Source organism: Roseateles sp. AC306 (genome assembly GCF_979253795.1).
In genome coordinates, this window is sequence record NZ_CEEDEB010000001.1 from 185675 (window position 1) to 203488 (window position 17814).

Sequence of the window (17814 nt, forward strand, 5' to 3'; positions counted from 1 at the left end):
GCTCGGTAAGAATCCGCCTTTACCCGCGCTGACACGGCGCGGCATTTCCACTCGATTGGCTGAACCAGGTCCCAACCCATGTGCGGCATCACCGGATTGTTCGACACCCGCGGCCAGCGTCTGCCGGAGCGCGCGCGCCTGCACCGGATGAACGAGTCCCAGCACCACCGCGGCCCGGATGAAGGCGACCTGCACATCGAGCCCGGCGTCGGCTTCGGCCATCGGCGCCTGTCGGTCATCGACATCGCGACCGGCCAGCAGCCCATCTTCAATGACGACAAGTCGGTGGCCCTGGTCTTCAACGGCGAGGTCTACAACTACCTGGAGCTGATGGACGAGCTGCGCGGCCACGGCTATGTGTTCCGCACCAAGAGCGATTCCGAAGCCATCGTGCGCGCCTGGGAGCACTGGGGCGAGGACTGTGTGCATCACCTGCGCGGCATGTTCGCCTTCATGATCCACGACCGCAAGCGCGACTGCCTGTTCATGGCCCGCGACCGCCTGGGCGTGAAGCCGCTGCACTACGCGCTGACGGAGGACGGCTGGCTGTTGTTCGGCTCCGAGCTGAAGAGCCTGATGGCCCACGGCGGCCTGCGCCAGGAGATCGATCCGCGGGCCGTCGAGGCTTATTTCGCGCTGGGCTATGTGCCCGACCCCTGGACCATCTACCGCCACGCCCAGAAGCTCGCCCCCGGCCACCGCCTGCTCGTCAAGCGCGGCCAGGCGCTGGGCACGCCGCAGCGCTATTGGGACGTCAAGTTCACGCTCGACGCCAAGATCGGCGAGGAAGAAGCCGCCGAGGAACTGCGCCGGCGCCTTTCCGAGTCGGTCAAGCTGCGCATGAAGGCCGAGGTGCCGCTGGGCGCCTTCCTGTCGGGCGGTGTCGATTCCAGCGCCGTCGTCGCGGCCATGGCCGGGCTGGACGACCAGCCGGTCAACACCTGCTCCATCGGCTTCGACGACCCCAAATTCAACGAGACCGCGTTCGCGCAGCAGGTGGCGGACCGCTACCGCACCAACCACCGCGTCGAGGTCGTCAACAGCGACGACTTCGGCCTCGTCGACCTGCTGGCCCACCTCTACGACGAGCCCTACGCGGACTCGTCGGCCATCCCAACCTACCGCGTCTGCGAACTGGCCCGCAAGCACGTGACCGTGGCGCTGAGCGGCGACGGTGGTGACGAGAGCCTGGGTGGCTACCGCCGCTACAAGATGCACATGATGGAAGAGCGCATGCGCAGCGCCTTCCCGCTGGCGCTGCGCAAGGGTGTGTTCGGCCCGCTGGCCAAGCTCTATCCCAAGGCCGACTGGGCGCCGCGCGTCTTCCGCGCCAAGACCACCTTCCAGGCCATCGCCCGCAACTCGGTCGACGCTTACTTCAACACCATGGGCCTGGTGCGCGACCCGATGCGCAACGAACTGTTCAGCGACAGCTTCAAGCGCGAGCTGCAGGGCTGGCATGCCAGCGAGGTCTTCCATCACCACGCCCAGCGCGCCGGCACCGACGACCCGCTCGCGCTGATCCAGTACCTGGACATCCACACCTACCTGCCCGGCGACATCAACACCAAGGTCGACCGCGCCAGCATGGCCCACAGCCTGGAAGTGCGCGAGCCGCTGATGGACCACCAACTCGTCGAATGGGTGGCGACGTTGCCCTCCGACCTGAAGCTGCGCGGGCAGGAGGGCAAGTACATCTTCAAGAAGGCGCTGGAACCCATGCTGCCGAACGATGTGCTCTACCGACCCAAGATGGGCTTTGCCGTGCCGCTGGCGCGCTGGCTGCGCGGGCCGCTGCGCGAGCAGACGCGCCAGGCGCTGCAGCAGGGCGCGCTGGCCCAGACCGGCTGGTTCAACCCCAACACCATTGCCCGCCTTCTGGACCAGCATGAGCGCGGCGTGATGGACCATGCCCAGCCGCTGTGGGTGCTGCTGATGTTCGACGCCTTCCTGCGCAACGCAGGCCTGGGTACCGCCGCCGCGCCCGCCCGGGCCGCAGCCTAGAGAAGCTATGAACGAACCCCGCACGCTCGCTCATCCCGCCGCAACGCCGCCACTCTGCGTTGCAAATGCTCGCCGTAGCCTGAACTACGGCTGTGCTTTGCGCCTTGATTGGCAGCGCCGCAGCGGTCTGCTCGAACGCGCCAGGTCCGCCCATAGCTTCAGAATCACAAGGGATAAGCAATGAAGGTTTCGGTTTTCGGTCTCGGCTACGTCGGCGCGGTGTCATGCGCCTGCCTGCCCGAACTTGGCCATGAAGTCATTGGCGTGGACATCAACCCGCTCAAGGTCGAGCTGATCGCGTCGGGCCAGTCGCCCGTTGTGGAAGAAGGCATCGAGGAGTTGATCGGCGCGGCCGTCAAGGCCGGCAAGCTGACCGCGACGCGCGACGTCGCCGCCGCCGTGGCCGGCACGGAGATCTCGCTGATCTCGGTCGCCACGCCTTCGCTCCCTAACTACATGCCCGATCTGACCGCGCTGGATGCGGTGGTTGCTCAGATCGGCGCCGAGATCGCCAGGAAGGACGGCCAGCACACGCTGGTCATCCGCAGCACCGTGGCGCCCGGCACCACGCGCGAGCGCATCGCGCCGCTGCTGGAAAAGGCCGCCGGCCGCAAGATCGGCGATCGGCTGTCGCTGGTCTTCAATCCCGAGTTTCTGCGCGAGGGCTCATCGGTGTCGGACTTCCACAGCCCGCCGCAGACCATCGTCGGCAGCCTGGACGAGGCCGGTGTCGAGGTCATGAAGCGCCTATACGCCGGCGTGCCCGGCAACTTTGTCGCCGCCGACGTGGGTGTGGCCGAGTCGGTCAAATACCTCTGCAATGTCTTCCATGCACTGAAGATCGTCTTTGCCAACGAGGCTGGCGCGGTGCTGAAGGAAACGGGCCTGGACTCGCGCGACGTGCTGGAACTGTTCTGCCGCGACACCCAGCTCAACATCTCCAAGGCCTATCTGCGCCCCGGCTTCGCCTTCGGCGGCTCCTGCCTGCCCAAGGAGGTCAAAGGCTTCCTGACCATCGCTCGCGAGCGCGGCGTCGACATTCCCGTGCTGGGCGCGCTGCTGGACAGCAATGACGCCCACATCGGCCGCGCCTACGAACTGATCGCCGCCGCCGGCCGCAAGCCGGTGGCGCTGTTCGGCCTGGCCTTCAAGCCGGGTACCGACGACCTGCGCGACTCTCCGCTGGTCGTGCTGGCCGAGAAGCTGCTCGGCAAGGGATTCGAGCTCGCCATCTACGACAAGTTCGTCAAGATTGCCCGCCTGCTCGGCAAGAACAAGGAATACATCGACCGCGAGATTCCCCACCTCGACAAGCTGCTGCATGAGACGCCCGATGCCGCCTTGGCGCGCGCGGAGATCGTCGTCGTCGGCCACGCGGACGCCGAAACGCGCCAGCGCATCATCGCGTTGGCCAAGGGCGCGCGTGTCGTGGACTTGAATGGTTATGCCGACCTTCGTGACGCCGGTTTTGCGCAGTACGAGGGCATTTGCTGGTGATGAACTCGGCCCCCACGCCTGACGCTGCGCGCCAGGCTGCCCCCCGAGGGGGCGCGGGCGGCTCGGGAGCGGCCCAGCGCGCGCCCCTCAAGGTCGCGTTCATCTCGCCCGTCTTCCTGTTCCCGGCCGATGCGGGGGGCAAGATCCGCACGGGCAACATCCTGCGGGGCCTGAAGGAGAGCGGCCAGTTCGACATCACGCTGCTGTCCCCGGCCACGGGCGAGCAGCGGCGCGAATGGCAGGGTGAACTGGACCGCCAATGCGATCGCTTCGCCGGCTGGGCGCCGAGCGCGCCGCGCCCGCGCTGGCAGCGAGCGCCCGACCTGCTGTCGGCGTTGCCGATCAACGTGGCGGCCGACCGCACGCCGGCCGCCGTCGAGGCGGTCGAGAAGCTGCTGGCCGACGAGCGCTTCGACGTCGTCGTCTTCGACTTCGTTCATGCTGCCGTGCTACGGCCCGCGAACCTGCAAGGCGCAACGGTCTGCTTCACGCACAACGTCGAGGCCGAGATCTTCGAGCGTCACGCCAAGACCGCCGCGAGCGCACCGCTGCGCTGGCTGTGGGCCTCGCAGGCGGCCAAGATGCGCCGCTTCGAGCGCGAGGCGCTGGCCCGCTTCACGCGCGTCGTCGCCGTGTCCGAGCGCGACGCGAAGAAGTTTGCCGCAGATGGCCTGACCACCGCGCGCGCCATCCCCACCGGCGTCGACCTCGACTTCTTCTCCTGGCAGGCGCCCGCCGACGGCAGCCCTACGGTCGTCTTCACCGGCTCCATGGACTGGGAGGCCAATGTCGACGGCATCCGCTTCTACATCGACGAGGTCTGGCCGCGGGTGCGCGCCAAGCAGCCCAACGCCCAGTTGCGCGTCGTCGGCAAGAACCCGCCGGTGTCGCTGACCCAGCGCGACCTGCCGGGCGTCACCTTCACCGGTTTCGTCGATGACGTGCGCGACCATGCACGCGACGCCCAGGCCTTCGTCATCCCGCTGCGCGTTGGCGGTGGCACGCGCATCAAGGCCTTCGAGGCCATGGCCATGGGCCTGCCGGTCGTGTCGACCACCATCGGCATCGAAGGCCTGGACGTGGACCACGGCACGCATTTTCTGCGCGCCGACGGCGCCGAGGCGCTCGCCGACGCGACGCTCAGACTCATCGCCGATGGCGCGCTGCGCCTGAAGCTGTCGCGTGCCGCGCGTGAACTGGTGGAAGACCGCTTCGGCCACCGCGTGGCGGCCGACGTGTTCGGCCGCATCCTGATCGAAGCGGTGAAGGCGGCGCGATGAGTGCACTGCGCGTCCTGACCTTCTCGACGCTGTTCCCGAGCAGCGTCCGCCCGACCCATGGCATCTTTGTCGAAACGCGGCTGCGCGAGTTGCTGAAGAGCGGCCATGTCGAATCCCGCGTCATCGCGCCCGTGCCCTGGTTTCCGTCGAGCAACCCGCGCTGGGGCGACTACGCCAAGTTTGCCGCGACGCCGGCACGAGAGCAGCGCAATGGCATCGACGTGCAGCACCCGCGTTATCTGCTGTTGCCCAAGATCGGCATGACCTCGGCGCCGCTGACTCTCGCTCTGGGTGCCCGCGCGGCCGTGCAGCAGCTCATCGACGAAGGCTTCGATTTCGACCTCATCGACGCCCACTACTACTACCCCGATGGCGTTGCCGCGGCGCTGCTGGCCAAGTGGTTCAACAAGCCGCTGACCATCACCGCGCGTGGCACCGACCTCAACCTGATCCCGCAGCACACCCTGCCCAGACGCATGATCGAGTGGGCCGCCCGACGCGCCGCCGGCTCCATCGGCGTCTGTGCCGCGCTAATGGATGTGCTGCGCGGCTGGGGCCACGACCCGGCCAGGCTGCACACGCTGCGCAACGGCGTGGACCTGGAGCGCTTCCACCCGCTGCCGCAAGCCGCCATGCGCGCCGAACTCGGCGTGGCTGGCGACCCTTTGCTGCTGTCGGTGGGCCATCTGATCGAGCGCAAGGGACATCACGTCGCCATCGAGGCGCTGGCCGAGCTTGCCAAGAAGCGGCCCGGCGCCCGTCTGGTCGTCATCGGTGAAGGCGAGGAGAGGGCGGCGCTGACGGCGCTGTCCGCCCGCCTGGGTGTGGCCGACAAGGTGCGCCTGACCGGTTCCCTGCCCAACACCGAACTGCTGAAGTGGTACAGCGCCGCCGACGTGCTGCTGCTGTGCTCCAGCCGTGAAGGCTGGGCCAATGTGCTGCTGGAGTCCATGGCCTGCGGCACGCCCGTCGTCGCGACGGACATCTGGGGCACGCCCGAAGTCGTTGCCGCGCCCGAGGCGGGGCGGCTGGTGGACGAGCGTACGGGCGCCGGCTTTGCGGCCGGCATCGAGGCCTTGCTGGCCGCCGATGTCGACCGTGCCGCCACGCGCCGCTACGCCGAAGGTTTCAGCTGGCAGGCGACGACGGATGGCCAGCTGGGCCTGTTCAGCGCCATCCGGGAGGCCGGCCGCCATGCGTGACCTCGCTCTGCTGATCGTCATCGGCTGGTGCTTCCTGCAGTCCTTCAAGCGGCCGTGGATAGGCATCCTGTGCTGGACCTGGCTCAGCATCATGAACCCGCACCAGCTGACCTGGAACCTTCGCACCATGCCCTTCGCCGCAGCGATCGGCGGCGCGACCTTGCTCGGCCTGTTCATCACCAAGGACCGTCGCGACTACTCGACGAACCGCGAGAACATCACGCTGATGCTTTTCATGGTGTGGATGTGCATGACCTTGCCGTTCTCCATGCTCTTCGACGACTCGTTCGAGCTCTGGAAGCGGGTCATGAAGATCGACCTGATGATCCTCGTCGCTCTCGTTCTGCTGCACACCAAGCGCCACGCGATGCTGCTGGTGTGGGTGCTGGTCATCTCCATCGGCTTCTTCGGGGTCAAGGGTGGCGCGTTCACCGTGTTGACAGGCGGCAGCTACAAGGTCTGGGGGCCGGAGAACACCTACATCGAAGGCAACAACGAGATCGCACTGGCGGTCGTCATCGTCATCCCGCTGATGCGCTTCCTGCAGCTGCAGATGCAGGCCAAGTGGGCCAAGACCACGATGATGGTCTGCATGGTGCTGATGGCCATGTCGGCGCTGGGCAGCCATTCGCGTGGCGCCTTGCTGGCCATCGCGGCGATGGCTTTGGTGCTGTGGTGGCGTGGCAAGAACAAGTTGGGTGGCGCCATCGTCATGCTGGTCGTCGGCGCTGCACTGCTGTCGGTGATGCCTGCCGAATGGTGGGAGCGCATGAACACCATCAAGAGCTACGAGCAGGACACCTCGGCACTGGGCCGCATCAACGCCTGGTGGATGGCCTGGAACCTGGCCAAGTCCAACTTCTTCGGCGGCGGCTTCTACATCTGGACCGGCACCATCTTCGCGGTCTACGCGCCCGACCCCAATGACCCGCATGCCGCCCACAGCATCTACTTCATGGTGCTCGGCGAGCAGGGCTTCCTGGGACTCATCCTGTTCCTGACGCTGTTCACCATGTGCTGGTTCACGGCCGGGCACCTGCGCCAGAAGGGCCGCGCGCAACCGCAGACGCAGTGGCTGTCCGATCTGGGCGGCATGCTGCAGGTGAGCCTGGCTGGCTATGCCGTCGGCGGGGCCTTCCTCAGCCTCAGCTACTGGGACCTGCCCTACAACCTCATGATCCTGGCCGTCATGGGCAAGCGCTGGCTGGACCGCAAGCAATGGCTGACCGAGAAGGAAGAGCCCGTCATCTATTGGCCCGACTATCTGAAGAAGCGCTTCGCCAAGAAGAAGCCCGTCCCTCTGCCATGAAACCCTTCTTCAGCCTGCTGTCCCCGGCCGGCGCGCGCGCGCGCCTGACCGTGCTGATCTTCCACCGCGTGCTGCGTGAGCCCGACCCGCTCTTCCCCGACGAGGTCGACGCCGCCCGCTTCGATGAACTGCTGGGCTGGGTCAAGGCCTGGTTCAACGTGCTGCCGCTGGACAAGGCCATCCAGCAAATGCACGAGGGCCGGCTGCCCCCCCGCGCGGCGGCGCTGAGCTTCGACGATGGCTATGCCGACAACCATGACGTGGCGCTGCCACTGCTGCAAAAGCATGGGCTGCCATGCAGCTTCTTCGTCGCCACCGGTTTCCTGGACGGCGGCCGCATGTGGAACGACACGCTGATCGAGGCCGTGCGCCTGAGCCAGCAGACGACGCTGGACCTTCGCGGCCTGGTGGACGGGCGCGGCGAAGACCTCGGCCAGCACGTGCTGGGCGACACGGCGGGGCGCCGGGCCGCGCTGGGCAAGCTCATCGAGCGCGTCAAATACCTGCCGCCTGAGCCGCGCGTGGCCTGCGTCGACGCCATCGCGGCGCGTGCCGAAGTGGTGGCGCCCGGCGACCTGATGATGAGCAGCGCCCAGGTGCGAGCGCTGCGGGCAGCGGGCATGCAGATCGGCGCCCACACGGTCAGCCATCCGATCCTGGCCACGCTGTCCACGCAGGCAGCGGCCGACGAGATCGAGCGCAGCCGCAACGCCCTGCAGACCCTGCTTGATGAGCGCGTCGGCCTGTTCGCCTATCCCAACGGCAAGCCGGGCACCGACTACCTGCCCGCCGTGCATCCCGGCATCGTCCGCGAACTGGGTTTCGACGGCGCCGTGTCCACGCAGTGGGGCGCGTCCCGGCGGGGCGACGATCCCTTCCAGGTCAAGCGCTTCACGCCCTGGGACCGCAACCGCATGAGTTTTGGCCTGCGCCTGGCCCGCAATCTCGCCTCGTGATGCGCCGGGTCCTGTTCCTCGCCTACCTGTTTCCGCCCATCGTCAATTCGGGCACGCGACGCAGCCTGTCGTTCGCGAACCGCCTGCCGGAATCTGGCTGGCAACCCCTCGTTCTTGCGGGCGAGCCGGATGTGGCTGCCGATGCTGCGCTGCTGGCGGAAATCAGGCCGGGCACTCAGGTTGATCGCCTGCCCCTGCTGAGCCACCGCCGCGCCGCCGCCGCTGCGCAGTGGCTGCCCGTGCGCTGGCGCCGCCGCGTGGCCGAGGGCCTGGCCTGGCGCTTGCAACAGCGGGCCACGGTGCCGGACGAAGTCGCCGGCTGGGTGGCCCCGGTGGTCGAGCGCGCGCTGGCCTTGCACCGTTCACAGGGATTCGACGCGGTCTACGCCAGCGGCTGGCCGTGGTCGGGTTTCCTGGCCGCACAGGCTGTGGCCGAACGGACCGGCGTGCCCTATCTGCTGGACTATCGGGACTGCTGGATTCCAGGTGGCGACCACGCCTGGGAGCAGATCACGGCCGAACAGCGCGCCCGCAATCCGGCGCTGCAGCTGGCGGTGACGCGTGGTGCGGCGAGCCTGATCACCACGACCCAGACCTTCGCCCGAACGATTGGTCAGCAGCTTGGCCGCGACGACCTGCACGTCATCCCCAACGGTTTCGAGCCCGGCGATTTCACCGGTCTGGCGCCGCGCATCGACGACGGTTTCTTGCGCGTCGCCTACACGGGCGTCTGGCGCCCGGGCTATGGCCTGCAAGACCTCTATAGCGCCATAGCCAGGCTGCGCGACGTGGGCCACCCCGGCCTGCACAGGCTGCGCATCGATGCGGCCGGTTTTGCCAAGGGCGCCGCGCGCGAGTTCGGCGTCGAGCCCTGGGTCGAGGAGCACGGGCCGGTGCCCCATCAGCAGGCCGTGTCCTTGATGTCCCGGGCCGATGTGCTGTACCTGCCGCTGCCCGAGGGCTACCAGGGCAGGGCGGCCCTGGCAGGCAAGCATTTCGAATACCTGGGTAGCGGGCGGCCCATCCTGGCGTCGGCCTGGGCCGACAGCGAGACCGCAAGGCTCTCCAACGAGGTCGGTGGTGGCCATCGCCTCGACCCCGGCGATGTGGCATCGCTGGCAGATCTGCTGGCGCGCTGTCTGGACGCGGGCTCGACAGGCCTGGACGCGTCACTGTTCCCGCCCATTCGGCACGACAGGCTGGCCCAGTACACGCGCGAGGCCACCAGCCGGCGTCTGGCTGGCTTGCTGGACGCCGCCGTCCAGGGGCATCGTTCCGGAGCGGCGAAATGAGCACCAGCGTGCGTGGCGCGCTGCTGTTCTCCTTCGCCGAGCGCTACGCCCTCATTGCCCTCGGGCTGGCCAGCAATCTGATGATTGCCCGCCTGCTCACGCCGGCCGAGATCGGCGTGTATTCGGTGAGCCTGGCGGTCATGAGCATCGCGCAGGTCCTGCGCGACTTCGGCGTCGCCAGCTACCTGATCCAGGAGCCCGAACTCGACGACGCCCGCATCCGCACGGCCTTGGGCGTCACGCTGGCGCTGGGGCTGACCCTGGGCGGCGGTGTGTTGCTGCTGGCGCCCTGGATCGCCGAGTTCTACGGTGAGTCGCGCATGCGCGAGCTGCTTTGGATCTGCTCGCTGAACTTCCTGCTGCTGCCGTTCTCGACCGTGTCACTGGCACTGCTGCGCCGGCGCATGGCCTTCAAGCAACTGGCGGTGGTCAATATGCTGGCCACGGCGGTGGGCGCGGTCGTCAGCGTGGGCCTGTCCTGGTTGGGCTGGGGGCCGCTCGGATTGGCGATCGGCACGGTGACAGTCAGCGCCGTGACGGGGCTGGCGGCCTGGGTGGCCCAGGGCGAGCGCCGGCTGCTGTTGCCGTCGCTGTCCCATTGGCGGCTGCTGTTCCGCTTCGGCGCCCAGAGTTCGGCCATGGGCATCGTCACGTCGGTGTCCATGGACATCAACGACCTGGCCGTGGGCAAGCTGATGGGCTTCACGCCGGTGGCGATGCTGAGCCGCGCCCAGGGCCTGATGAACCTGTTCCATCGCGACCTGATGGCTGCGGTGCGCAACGTGGCCTATCCCGCCTACGCCAAGGCCATGCGCGAGAAGCAGGCGATGGAGCCGCTGTACGCCATCAGCGTCACGCACGTGACCGTCGTGGCCTGGCCCTTCTACGGCTTCGTGGCGCTGTTCTCGCTCGAGACCCTGCGCCTGCTGTTCGGGCCGCAGTGGGACGCGGCCGCGCCCATGGTGCCGGTGTTCTGCCTGGCCGGTGCACTGGCGGCGCTGGGCAGCCTGATCGGCAATCTGGTCATTGCGATGGGACGTCTGGACCTTGTGGCTCGCGCCGAGCTGGTGTTCCAGCCCGCGCGGGCAGCGCTGGTGGTGCTGGCGGCCTTCTTGTGGCGGGACCCGCTGGCCTGCGCCGTGGCGCTGGCGCTGGCCACGGCGGCGCAATTGCCGCTGCTGTATTGGGTCAAGCAGAAGCTGTTGCCCAGCGACTGGGCGCTGCTGCGCGACTGGCTCGCGCGCAGCCTTGGTGTGGCCGTGCTCTCCCTGCTGCTGCCGTTGGCGATTGCCGTCGCGGGTGGCCTGGGACGCGCGCAGCCGGTCTCGGGCTGGCTGTTCGGTCTGGCCATCCTGTGCTGCATGCTCAGCTGGTTGCTGGCCCTGGTGGTCTGTCGGCATCCGATGGCGGCGGACCCCGCATTCGTTCGGCTCACCGGGGGGCGCCTGAGGCGCCGTGACAATGCTGGGTCATGATGCCGGGGAGGCTGATTCGATGAAATGGGAGCTTGTGTATGAGTGAACCGGTTGCGGTGCCGGACGCCTTGCGCGTCTCGGTGGTGATCCCGGTCTATCGCGGTGCGGACAGCCTGCCGACGCTGATCGGTGAGCTGCTGCCGCTGACGCAGATCGGCCGCACGCCCACGGGGGTCGCTTTCCGGATCTGCGAGATCCTGCTGGTGCACGACTGCGGGCCTGACCGCTCCGACCTGGCCATCGAAGCCCTCACCCGCGAGCATCCGGAGGTGCGCCCCGTCTGGCTGTCGCGCAATTTCGGCCAGCACGCGGCGACGCTGGCGGGCATCGCCGGTGCCGTCGGTGACTGGATCGCGACGCTGGACGAGGACGGTCAGCAGAATCCTGCCGACCTGCCACGCATGCTGGACATGGCCCTCGCCGGCCGCCTCCAACTGGTCTACGCCCAGCCGACGAATCCGCCGCCCCACGGCACGCTTCGCAATCTGATGAGCCGGACTGCGAAGGCCATCAGCACACGCCTGCTGGGCAATGCGGCCATGGGGCGTTTCAACAGCTTTCGCCTGATCGACGGCGAGGTTGGCCGCTCGCTGGCGGCCTATTGCGGCTATGGCGTGTACCTGGACGTCGGCCTGTCCTGGATGACCGGCCGCGTCGGCCATTGCCCGGTGCATGTGCGCGCGGAGGCCGACCGGCCGTCGGGCTATTCGGCGTGGAAGCTGCTGGCCCATTTCTGGGCACTGGTGCTGACCAGCGGCACCCGGCCGTTGCGGCTCATCACGATGGCCGGTGGCCTGTCGGTGCTGGCGGCGTTGGCGCTGACGCTGTGGGTGGTCATCAGCAAGCTGATGGGTGACATCCAGGTCCAGGGCTGGGCGTCGCTCGTCATCGTCGTGTCGTTCTTCAGCGGCACGATGCTGATGGCCCTGGGCGTGATTGCCGAGTACCTGGCCGTCACGATGGGCATCGCGATGGGCCGACCGCTCTACGTGGTCAGTAGCAAGCCGACGCGGCCTCGCCCCGAGTGATGCGCGAGGCGGCCTGGGTGATCGGCGCCGGGGGGCTGCTCGGCAGTGCCCTGGTGCGGGCACTCGGGCACAGCGGCGCGGCCCTGCATCGCGTCGAGGAGCGCCTGGCCTGGGGCCACAACGATGTGCTCGCCGCCCAGCTGGACCGCGAAGTCGCGGGCTTCGTGCACGAGGCTGAAAAGGCCCAGCGCTGGCTGCTGGTCTGGGCGGCGGGCGTGGGCTCGATGTCCAGTGATGCGGCTCATCTCACCATTGAATCGCAGGCTCTCGATCTGCTGCTGGCGCGGCTGCGGGCTGAGCCGGTCTTGCAGGGGATGCCTGGCTGTCTGGTACTGGCCAGTTCCGCCGGCGCCGTTTACGGCCAGTCGCGAGCCGAATGCATCAGCGAAGCCAGTGAGGTCGCACCGGGCACAACCTATGCGTCGCACAAGCTCCAGCAGGAGGAGCGGTTCCGAGCCGCCATCCAGGGCCGGCCCGGCTGGTCGGTCCTTATCGCGCGCTACTCCACGCTTTACGGCGTCGGCCAGTCGCGTGACAAGGCTCAGGGGTTGATCAGCCAGATGGCGCGCCGCATCGTGGCCAACGAGGTGGTGCACATCTACGTGCCGCTCGACACGATCCGCGACTACATCTTTGCGGACGATGCCGCCGAGCGCACGCTGGCGGCCCTGCGCGACCTGCACGGCCGCCCGGGGGACGTTGTGGTCAAAATCATTGCTGCCGAGCAGGCCACCAGCATCGCTCAACTGGTGGGCGTGTTCCGCCGCGTGTCGCGTCGGCCGGTCCGCCTCGTCACGTCGGTCAACAGTCTGTCGCCGCTGTACTTGCGCTGCATCCGTTTTCGCTCCGACGAGCCTGCCGGGCAGCCGCATCTGAACTGCCGCAGCCTGCACATCGGCATCCATCAGGTTCTCGAAGCGGAACGCACCGCCGCGTTCCGCCACCAGCCGCAGCCCTCATGAACGCCACGTCCGCGATCCCGCCAGCCGAGCCGCTGGTCTCCATCTGCATTCCGACCTACAAGGGCGCGGGCACGCTGGCGGCGACGCTGGCGTCGGTGTTGTCCCAGGATTACTCGGCCATCGAGGTCTGGGTGGTGGACGACCAATCGCCAGACGACACAGCCGCGGTCGTCGCGGCCTGCGCTGACCTGCGGGTCCACTACCTGCGCAACCCCGTGAACCTCGGCCCGCAGGGCAACTGGAATCGCTGCCTGGAGCTGGCCCGTGGGACCTACTACAAGCTGCTGCCGCATGACGACCTGCTGGAGCCCGGCTCGCTGCGCGCCCAGGTGGCTGCGCTGGAGGCGGACACCGCGCAGAGCATCGCCATGGTGTTCGGCGCGCGCCGCATCGTTCGGCCAGACGGCAGCACATTGATGGTGAGGCGCTACGGCAGCGTGGCCCGGCGCGTGCCGGCATCCGAGGCAGCGCGACGCTGCGTGCGCTCCGGCGGCAACCTGCTGGGCGAGCCGGGCAATGGCCTCATGCGCCTGGAACTGGCCCGCGCGCTGGGCAGCTATGACGCGACCTACCCCTATCTGGTCGACCTCGACTTCTGGTTCCGCGCGCTCTGCCATGGCGACGCCTACGACACCGGCAGCATCACCTCGGCCTTCCGCATCGGTGCGGGATCCTGGAGCGTCGCCATCGGGCGGCGCCAGCACCTGGACTACGCGGGCTTCGTCAGGAAGCACGCCGCCCAGCCGGCCCTGGGCTTGACCGGCCTCGACGTCTTCTGGGGCACGGCGCGGGCGCGGCTCAACACCTGGTTGCGGGCGTTGGTGTACCGCTTCGTGCTTTGATGGCCCAGCCTGCCTTCCTCCAGTCCATGTGGCGGCATGCCTTCGTGCGCTATGTCGTCGTCGGCGTTGCCAACACTGGCTTCTCCTACGCCGTCTATGCCTTGGCCCTCGCGCTGGGCTGCAGCTATCCGGTAGCCAGCCTGATCTCGTTGATCGCCGGTATCTGTCTGAGCTTCAAGACCCAGGGCCGGTTCGTGTTCAAGAACGCCCAGAACTCCCTCTTCGGCCGCTTCGTCGCGAGTTGGGTGCTGGTCTATCTGTTCAATGTCGGTGTGATCTGGGTGTTCGTGCGCTGGGGCTTCGAGCCCTTCACCGCCGGAGCCCTGGCCCTGCCGTTCAACGTCGCAGCAGGCTTCCTGCTGCAGCGCTTCTTCGTCTTCGGCGGCCAGCGTGCACCTGAACGGCGTGACACAGGGGGAGGGTGATGAATTCCAATCGTTCGACGCTGGGCGCCTGGGCCTGGCCGGCGGCGGCGCTGCTGGCGACGCAATTGCTGATCTACGGCGCCATGAGCGGGCGCGGCTTCGAATACACCGACGAAGCCTTCTACGTGTTGAATGCGCTGCACTGGCGCGAGTTCAGCGCGACCTTCACGCTCTTCGGCGCCTTTCTGGAGGCACCGACGCGCTGGCTCGGCCAGAACCTGGTGGCGATGCGCCTGCTGTCCCTGCTGCCTCTGCTGGGCGTGGGCGCCTTGCTGGGGCTGGAAATGCGGCGCCAGTTCTGGGGCCGGGAGCCGGCGGCCGGCGGCCTGCCGGCGGGTGTCTATGCGCTGCTCGGTGCCGTGGGCGGCATGTACTACTTCGGCGTGTTCACCACGTTGCGCGCGCCTTCGTACAACCTGATCAGCCTGTGTGCCGCCATGCTGTCCACGGTGCTGCTGATGCGCAGCTTGACGGCGCCGCACCTGCGAACGGCTCTCGCGTGTGCGTTCGGCTACGGTTTTGCCATCGGCGCGTGCGGGTTCTGCAAGGCCAGCACCGGCGTTGTGCTCGTGCTCATCCATGTGGCCTACCTCCTGTGGGTGAACCGCGACTGGACGCTGCGCGGCCTCGGCGGGCGGGTGTTGGCGGCAGTGCTCGGCCTGGGTCTGCAGGTGGCGATCATGACCGGGCTGAATCCGGGCTGGATGGCGGCACTGCAGGCCGGCGTCAGCCTCTTTTCCTATGACAACGGCGGCAAGCTCGGCGGGATGTTCAATGACTTCCGCTGGGACATTCAGCGCCTGGCCCCGTGGGCGCCTGTTGCCGCCATCGGCCTGGCGGCGTGGACCTGGTGTGTGCGCCGCGCGAGCCAGCGCGGCAAGCCGGCATGGCTGCCCTACGTCGTCGTGTCGGCCTTGCTGGGCCTTGTATTCGTGTGGGGTCATGCCGAGCTGTCCTACCGCTGGTGGCCCTGGGCGCTGGTCGCTGCCCTCGCCCTGGGGTTGGTCGAATGGTTCTCTTCCGGCCGCGTGGCGTTGACGCCCCAGATCCGTCGCGAGCTGCCGCTCTGGATGCTGCTGTTCCTGCAGCCCTTTGCGTTTTCCTTCGGGACCAGCAATTCGGTGCTCTGGCACAGCCAGGCCGCCGGCGTTTTCGTCGTGCTGGCCCTGGTGGCGCGACTGGACGGACTCGGCCGAGCGGGCCTGTTGCCCCGACCTGCGGTCGGCCTGGGCCTGGCCTGTCTTTGCCTGACGCCGCTGTGGTTCCAGCTTCATGCGGTCATCGACGTGAAGGGCACCTACCGGCTGGCTGATTCCCTGCTGGCGCAGACGCAGCCGGTGCAGACGCCCGTCGGCGAAGTGCTGGTCGACCCAGTCACGCATGCCGACCTGGTAGCCCTGCAGACATCAGCGAAGCAGGCCGGCCTGGCCGCCGGCGACGCGCTGCTCGACTTCACCGGCGACGGCCCGGGTCGCGTGCTGGCGGTGGGCGCACGGCCGCTGGGATTGCCCTGGCTGGTGGGTGGCTATCCGGACAGCCCGCGCTGGGCCGAGCGGCTGGTGGGCCTGCTGGCGGCGGATGCCTTGCGGTCGGCGTGGATCTTCAGCTCGCCTGACGGGCCGCGCACGATTGCCGGTTGGGAGCCGGCGCTGGTTGCCAAGCTGGGCGGGTCGTCACATGAAGTCGCTGCGGTCATTCGCTTGTCGCGCTCGGCGGCGTTTGGCGGCAAGACCGCCAGGCCCATCACGCTGTGCCTGTGGCGCCCGCGCGGCGCAGCGCCCGGCGCGGTCGTTCAGCCCGCCGATGCACAGGTCTGCATGCCTGCGAAAGCTCCGGCCAGCTGAGGGGCGGCTGGCCAGACAGGCGTCAGAGACGCCAGTCCGGCGCATGCCGGCGCAGCCACTGCTCCAGCATCATCAGGATCCAGACCATCTCGCCGTAGTAGCCGGCGTGCTCCCTGAGGCGCTGGGTCAGCAGGCTCTCGACGAACTCGGCGCGCACGATGCCCCGTGCCGCGATGCCGCGCAGCGACTCTGCTGCCAACGCGTTCAGCGCCGCGTCCTTCACGGCCCAGGGCCCGAAGGGCAGGCCGAAGCCGTGCTTCTTCTTGGTCAGGATCTCGTCCGGCAGGAAGCCCCGCAGCGCCTCCTTGAAGAACCAGCGCAGCTTCAGGCCCTTGAGCTTGTAGCTGGTGGGCAGCCGCATCGAGAAGTCCAGCAGCCGCGTGTCCAGCAGCGGGAAGCCCACGTCGATACCGGCGAGGCCCGTCGTGCCCACCACCTTCGGCAGGTCGTTCTCGGCGAGCGTGTAGCGCCAGTCGAAGGCCAGCATCTGGTTGACGAGGCTGGCGTCGTGCGGGCCGCTGTCCCAGGTGGCGCGCTGGTGTCCACGCGGGGCGCCGGTGTCCACGGCTGCGAGGAAGGCCGGCGTCAGCACGTCGGCCATGCCGAGCCGATCGAGCAGGTTGTAGCTCTGCATGCGGTCCGGCATGGGCACGCGCGCCTGCTTGATGTAGCTGGTGCCCTTCTTCAGCAGCGGGATGCGTCCAGTGACGGGGTTGGCAAACAGCGGGTTCAGCACGCCGGTGCGCAACGGCGACGGGATCTGGCTGTAGACGTGGAAGACGCGCTCCTTGGCGTAGCGCGTGTTGCCGCCGAAGAGCTCGTCGCCGCCGTCGCCGGCGAGGATGCGCGTGTAGCCGTCGTCATGCGCCTTGCGCGCGCAATAGAAGGCGGGCACGGCCGAGGAGTTGCCGAAGGGCTGGTCGTAGTGGGCCGCGACGCTGGGGATGGCGGCGACCAGGTCGGCCGGCGTCACGTAATACTCGTGATGGTCCGCGCCGAAGGCCTTGGCGGCGATGCGGGCGTACTCCATCTCGTCATAGCCCTCGGAATCGAAGCCAATGGAATAGCTTGCCGGCGCCTGGCCGGTGGCTTCGCGCAGCAGGCCGGCGACTGTCGAGCTGTCGGTGCCGCCGCTCAGGAAGCAGGCGGTCTTGCCGTCGCCCGTCAGGCGCTCACGCACTGCCGTGCGGAGGATCTCGCGGAACTCGTCGCGCAGCTGCTCGAAGCGGGGGCTGGGCTGCTCGTCGAATCGGGCGGTCCAGTAGGGCGCGACCGTCAACTGGCCGTTCTCGAACAGCGCGTAATGGGCTGGCGGCAGGCGCCGGATGCCGGCGTAGATGGTGCGCGGCGACGGGATGCAGTGGTGGAAGAGGTAGTCGAAGACAGCCTGCGGGTCGATCTCCGTTTGCCCCAACTGGCGGGCCAGCGCGTCGGCGCGCGTGGCAAAGTGCAATTGCCCGTCGCGCACCGCGTAGCACAGGCTGTGCACCGCGAAGCGGTCCACGGCGAGGTAGCTGCCGCCGCCGGGCAGGGCCAGCGCCACTGCAAACTCGCCGCCAACCGTGGCCGCGCAAGCCGGGCCGTGGACGGCATACGCCTGCTGCCAGCCGGCGAGCCCGTCGGTGGCTGGCACCGTGAAGCGGGGCGAGCCTGAGGCGAAGGGAGTGTCGGGCGGCTGGGCGTTGGCGTGCATGGTGG

At 68.2% G+C, this 17814-nt stretch carries 14 protein-coding genes; 13 read left to right on the plus strand and 1 reads right to left on the minus strand.

What is annotated here, in order from left to right:
• Positions 1-78 precede the first annotated feature (78 nt).
• From AC0IZJ_RS00790 to AC0IZJ_RS00850, 13 genes are all read left to right on the plus strand, one after another.
• Positions 79-2004, plus strand: coding sequence for an XrtA/PEP-CTERM system amidotransferase (locus tag AC0IZJ_RS00790; protein WP_471845647.1), 1926 nt, complete (start codon positions 79-81; stop codon positions 2002-2004).
• A 180-nt stretch (positions 2005-2184) separates the two neighbouring features.
• Entirely contained in the window at positions 2185-3501 is a 1317-nt protein-coding gene (locus AC0IZJ_RS00795; protein WP_471845649.1) for a nucleotide sugar dehydrogenase, read from the plus strand.
• Entirely contained in the window at positions 3501-4781 is a 1281-nt protein-coding gene (locus tag AC0IZJ_RS00800; protein WP_471845651.1) for a glycosyltransferase family 4 protein, read from the plus strand. Before AC0IZJ_RS00795 ends, AC0IZJ_RS00800 begins: the two co-directional genes overlap by 1 nt.
• Positions 4778-5983: a glycosyltransferase family 4 protein gene (locus AC0IZJ_RS00805; protein ID WP_471845653.1), complete on the plus strand. Its 1206-nt coding sequence runs from the start codon at positions 4778-4780 to the stop codon at positions 5981-5983. Before AC0IZJ_RS00800 ends, AC0IZJ_RS00805 begins: the two co-directional genes overlap by 4 nt.
• Complete coding sequence (locus tag AC0IZJ_RS00810) at positions 5976-7292, plus strand: putative O-glycosylation ligase, exosortase A system-associated (RefSeq protein ID WP_471845655.1); 1317 nt, start codon at positions 5976-5978, stop codon at positions 7290-7292. The genes AC0IZJ_RS00805 and AC0IZJ_RS00810 overlap by 8 nt, the downstream gene beginning before the upstream one ends.
• The gene (locus tag AC0IZJ_RS00815) at positions 7289-8248 is read left to right on the plus strand and encodes a polysaccharide deacetylase family protein (protein WP_471845657.1); all 960 of its coding nucleotides are present in this window, start codon (positions 7289-7291) and stop codon (positions 8246-8248) included. Before AC0IZJ_RS00810 ends, AC0IZJ_RS00815 begins: the two co-directional genes overlap by 4 nt.
• The gene (locus tag AC0IZJ_RS00820) at positions 8248-9540 is read left to right on the plus strand and encodes a glycosyltransferase family protein (RefSeq protein ID WP_471845659.1); all 1293 of its coding nucleotides are present in this window, start codon (positions 8248-8250) and stop codon (positions 9538-9540) included. Before AC0IZJ_RS00815 ends, AC0IZJ_RS00820 begins: the two co-directional genes overlap by 1 nt.
• The gene (locus AC0IZJ_RS00825) at positions 9537-11015 is read left to right on the plus strand and encodes an oligosaccharide flippase family protein (protein ID WP_471845661.1); all 1479 of its coding nucleotides are present in this window, start codon (positions 9537-9539) and stop codon (positions 11013-11015) included. Before AC0IZJ_RS00820 ends, AC0IZJ_RS00825 begins: the two co-directional genes overlap by 4 nt.
• 38 nt (positions 11016-11053) lie before the next feature.
• Entirely contained in the window at positions 11054-12043 is a 990-nt protein-coding gene (locus tag AC0IZJ_RS00830) for a glycosyltransferase (protein WP_471845663.1), read from the plus strand.
• A complete protein-coding gene (locus AC0IZJ_RS00835; RefSeq protein WP_471845665.1) occupies positions 12043-13005 on the plus strand; it encodes an NAD-dependent epimerase/dehydratase family protein in 963 nt (320 codons plus the stop codon). The genes AC0IZJ_RS00830 and AC0IZJ_RS00835 overlap by 1 nt, the downstream gene beginning before the upstream one ends.
• Complete coding sequence (locus tag AC0IZJ_RS00840; protein ID WP_471845667.1) at positions 13002-13847, plus strand: glycosyltransferase family 2 protein; 846 nt, start codon at positions 13002-13004, stop codon at positions 13845-13847. The genes AC0IZJ_RS00835 and AC0IZJ_RS00840 overlap by 4 nt, the downstream gene beginning before the upstream one ends.
• Complete coding sequence (locus AC0IZJ_RS00845; RefSeq protein ID WP_471845669.1) at positions 13847-14272, plus strand: GtrA family protein; 426 nt, start codon at positions 13847-13849, stop codon at positions 14270-14272. The genes AC0IZJ_RS00840 and AC0IZJ_RS00845 overlap by 1 nt, the downstream gene beginning before the upstream one ends.
• The gene (locus tag AC0IZJ_RS00850; protein ID WP_471845671.1) at positions 14272-16116 is read left to right on the plus strand and encodes a hypothetical protein; all 1845 of its coding nucleotides are present in this window, start codon (positions 14272-14274) and stop codon (positions 16114-16116) included. The genes AC0IZJ_RS00845 and AC0IZJ_RS00850 overlap by 1 nt, the downstream gene beginning before the upstream one ends.
• A gap of 22 nt (positions 16117-16138) precedes the next feature.
• Here AC0IZJ_RS00850 and AC0IZJ_RS00855 read toward each other — a convergent pair whose 3' ends face one another.
• The gene (locus tag AC0IZJ_RS00855) at positions 16139-17809 is read right to left on the minus strand and encodes an asparagine synthetase B family protein (protein ID WP_471845673.1); all 1671 of its coding nucleotides are present in this window, start codon (positions 17807-17809) and stop codon (positions 16139-16141) included.
• Between the last annotated feature and the right edge of the window lie 5 nt (positions 17810-17814).

What these genes read in the sequence shown, in the direction of transcription:
- AC0IZJ_RS00790 (WP_471845647.1), top strand. Translation starts at nt 79, where the DNA reads ATGTGCGGCATCACCGGATTGTTCGACACCCGCGGCCAGCGTCTGCCG.
- AC0IZJ_RS00795 (WP_471845649.1), top strand. Translation starts at nt 2,185, where the DNA reads ATGAAGGTTTCGGTTTTCGGTCTCGGCTACGTCGGCGCGGTGTCATGC.
- AC0IZJ_RS00800 (WP_471845651.1), top strand. Translation starts at nt 3,501, where the DNA reads ATGAACTCGGCCCCCACGCCTGACGCTGCGCGCCAGGCTGCCCCCCGA.
- AC0IZJ_RS00805 (WP_471845653.1), top strand. Translation starts at nt 4,778, where the DNA reads ATGAGTGCACTGCGCGTCCTGACCTTCTCGACGCTGTTCCCGAGCAGC.
- AC0IZJ_RS00810 (WP_471845655.1), top strand. Translation starts at nt 5,976, where the DNA reads ATGCGTGACCTCGCTCTGCTGATCGTCATCGGCTGGTGCTTCCTGCAG.
- AC0IZJ_RS00815 (WP_471845657.1), top strand. Translation starts at nt 7,289, where the DNA reads ATGAAACCCTTCTTCAGCCTGCTGTCCCCGGCCGGCGCGCGCGCGCGC.
- AC0IZJ_RS00820 (WP_471845659.1), top strand. Translation starts at nt 8,248, where the DNA reads ATGCGCCGGGTCCTGTTCCTCGCCTACCTGTTTCCGCCCATCGTCAAT.
- AC0IZJ_RS00825 (WP_471845661.1), top strand. Translation starts at nt 9,537, where the DNA reads ATGAGCACCAGCGTGCGTGGCGCGCTGCTGTTCTCCTTCGCCGAGCGC.
- AC0IZJ_RS00830 (WP_471845663.1), top strand. Translation starts at nt 11,054, where the DNA reads ATGAGTGAACCGGTTGCGGTGCCGGACGCCTTGCGCGTCTCGGTGGTG.
- AC0IZJ_RS00835 (WP_471845665.1), top strand. Translation starts at nt 12,043, where the DNA reads ATGCGCGAGGCGGCCTGGGTGATCGGCGCCGGGGGGCTGCTCGGCAGT.
- AC0IZJ_RS00840 (WP_471845667.1), top strand. Translation starts at nt 13,002, where the DNA reads ATGAACGCCACGTCCGCGATCCCGCCAGCCGAGCCGCTGGTCTCCATC.
- AC0IZJ_RS00845 (WP_471845669.1), top strand. Translation starts at nt 13,847, where the DNA reads ATGGCCCAGCCTGCCTTCCTCCAGTCCATGTGGCGGCATGCCTTCGTG.
- AC0IZJ_RS00850 (WP_471845671.1), top strand. Translation starts at nt 14,272, where the DNA reads ATGAATTCCAATCGTTCGACGCTGGGCGCCTGGGCCTGGCCGGCGGCG.
- AC0IZJ_RS00855 (WP_471845673.1), bottom strand. Translation starts at nt 17,809, where the DNA reads ATGCACGCCAACGCCCAGCCGCCCGACACTCCCTTCGCCTCAGGCTCG.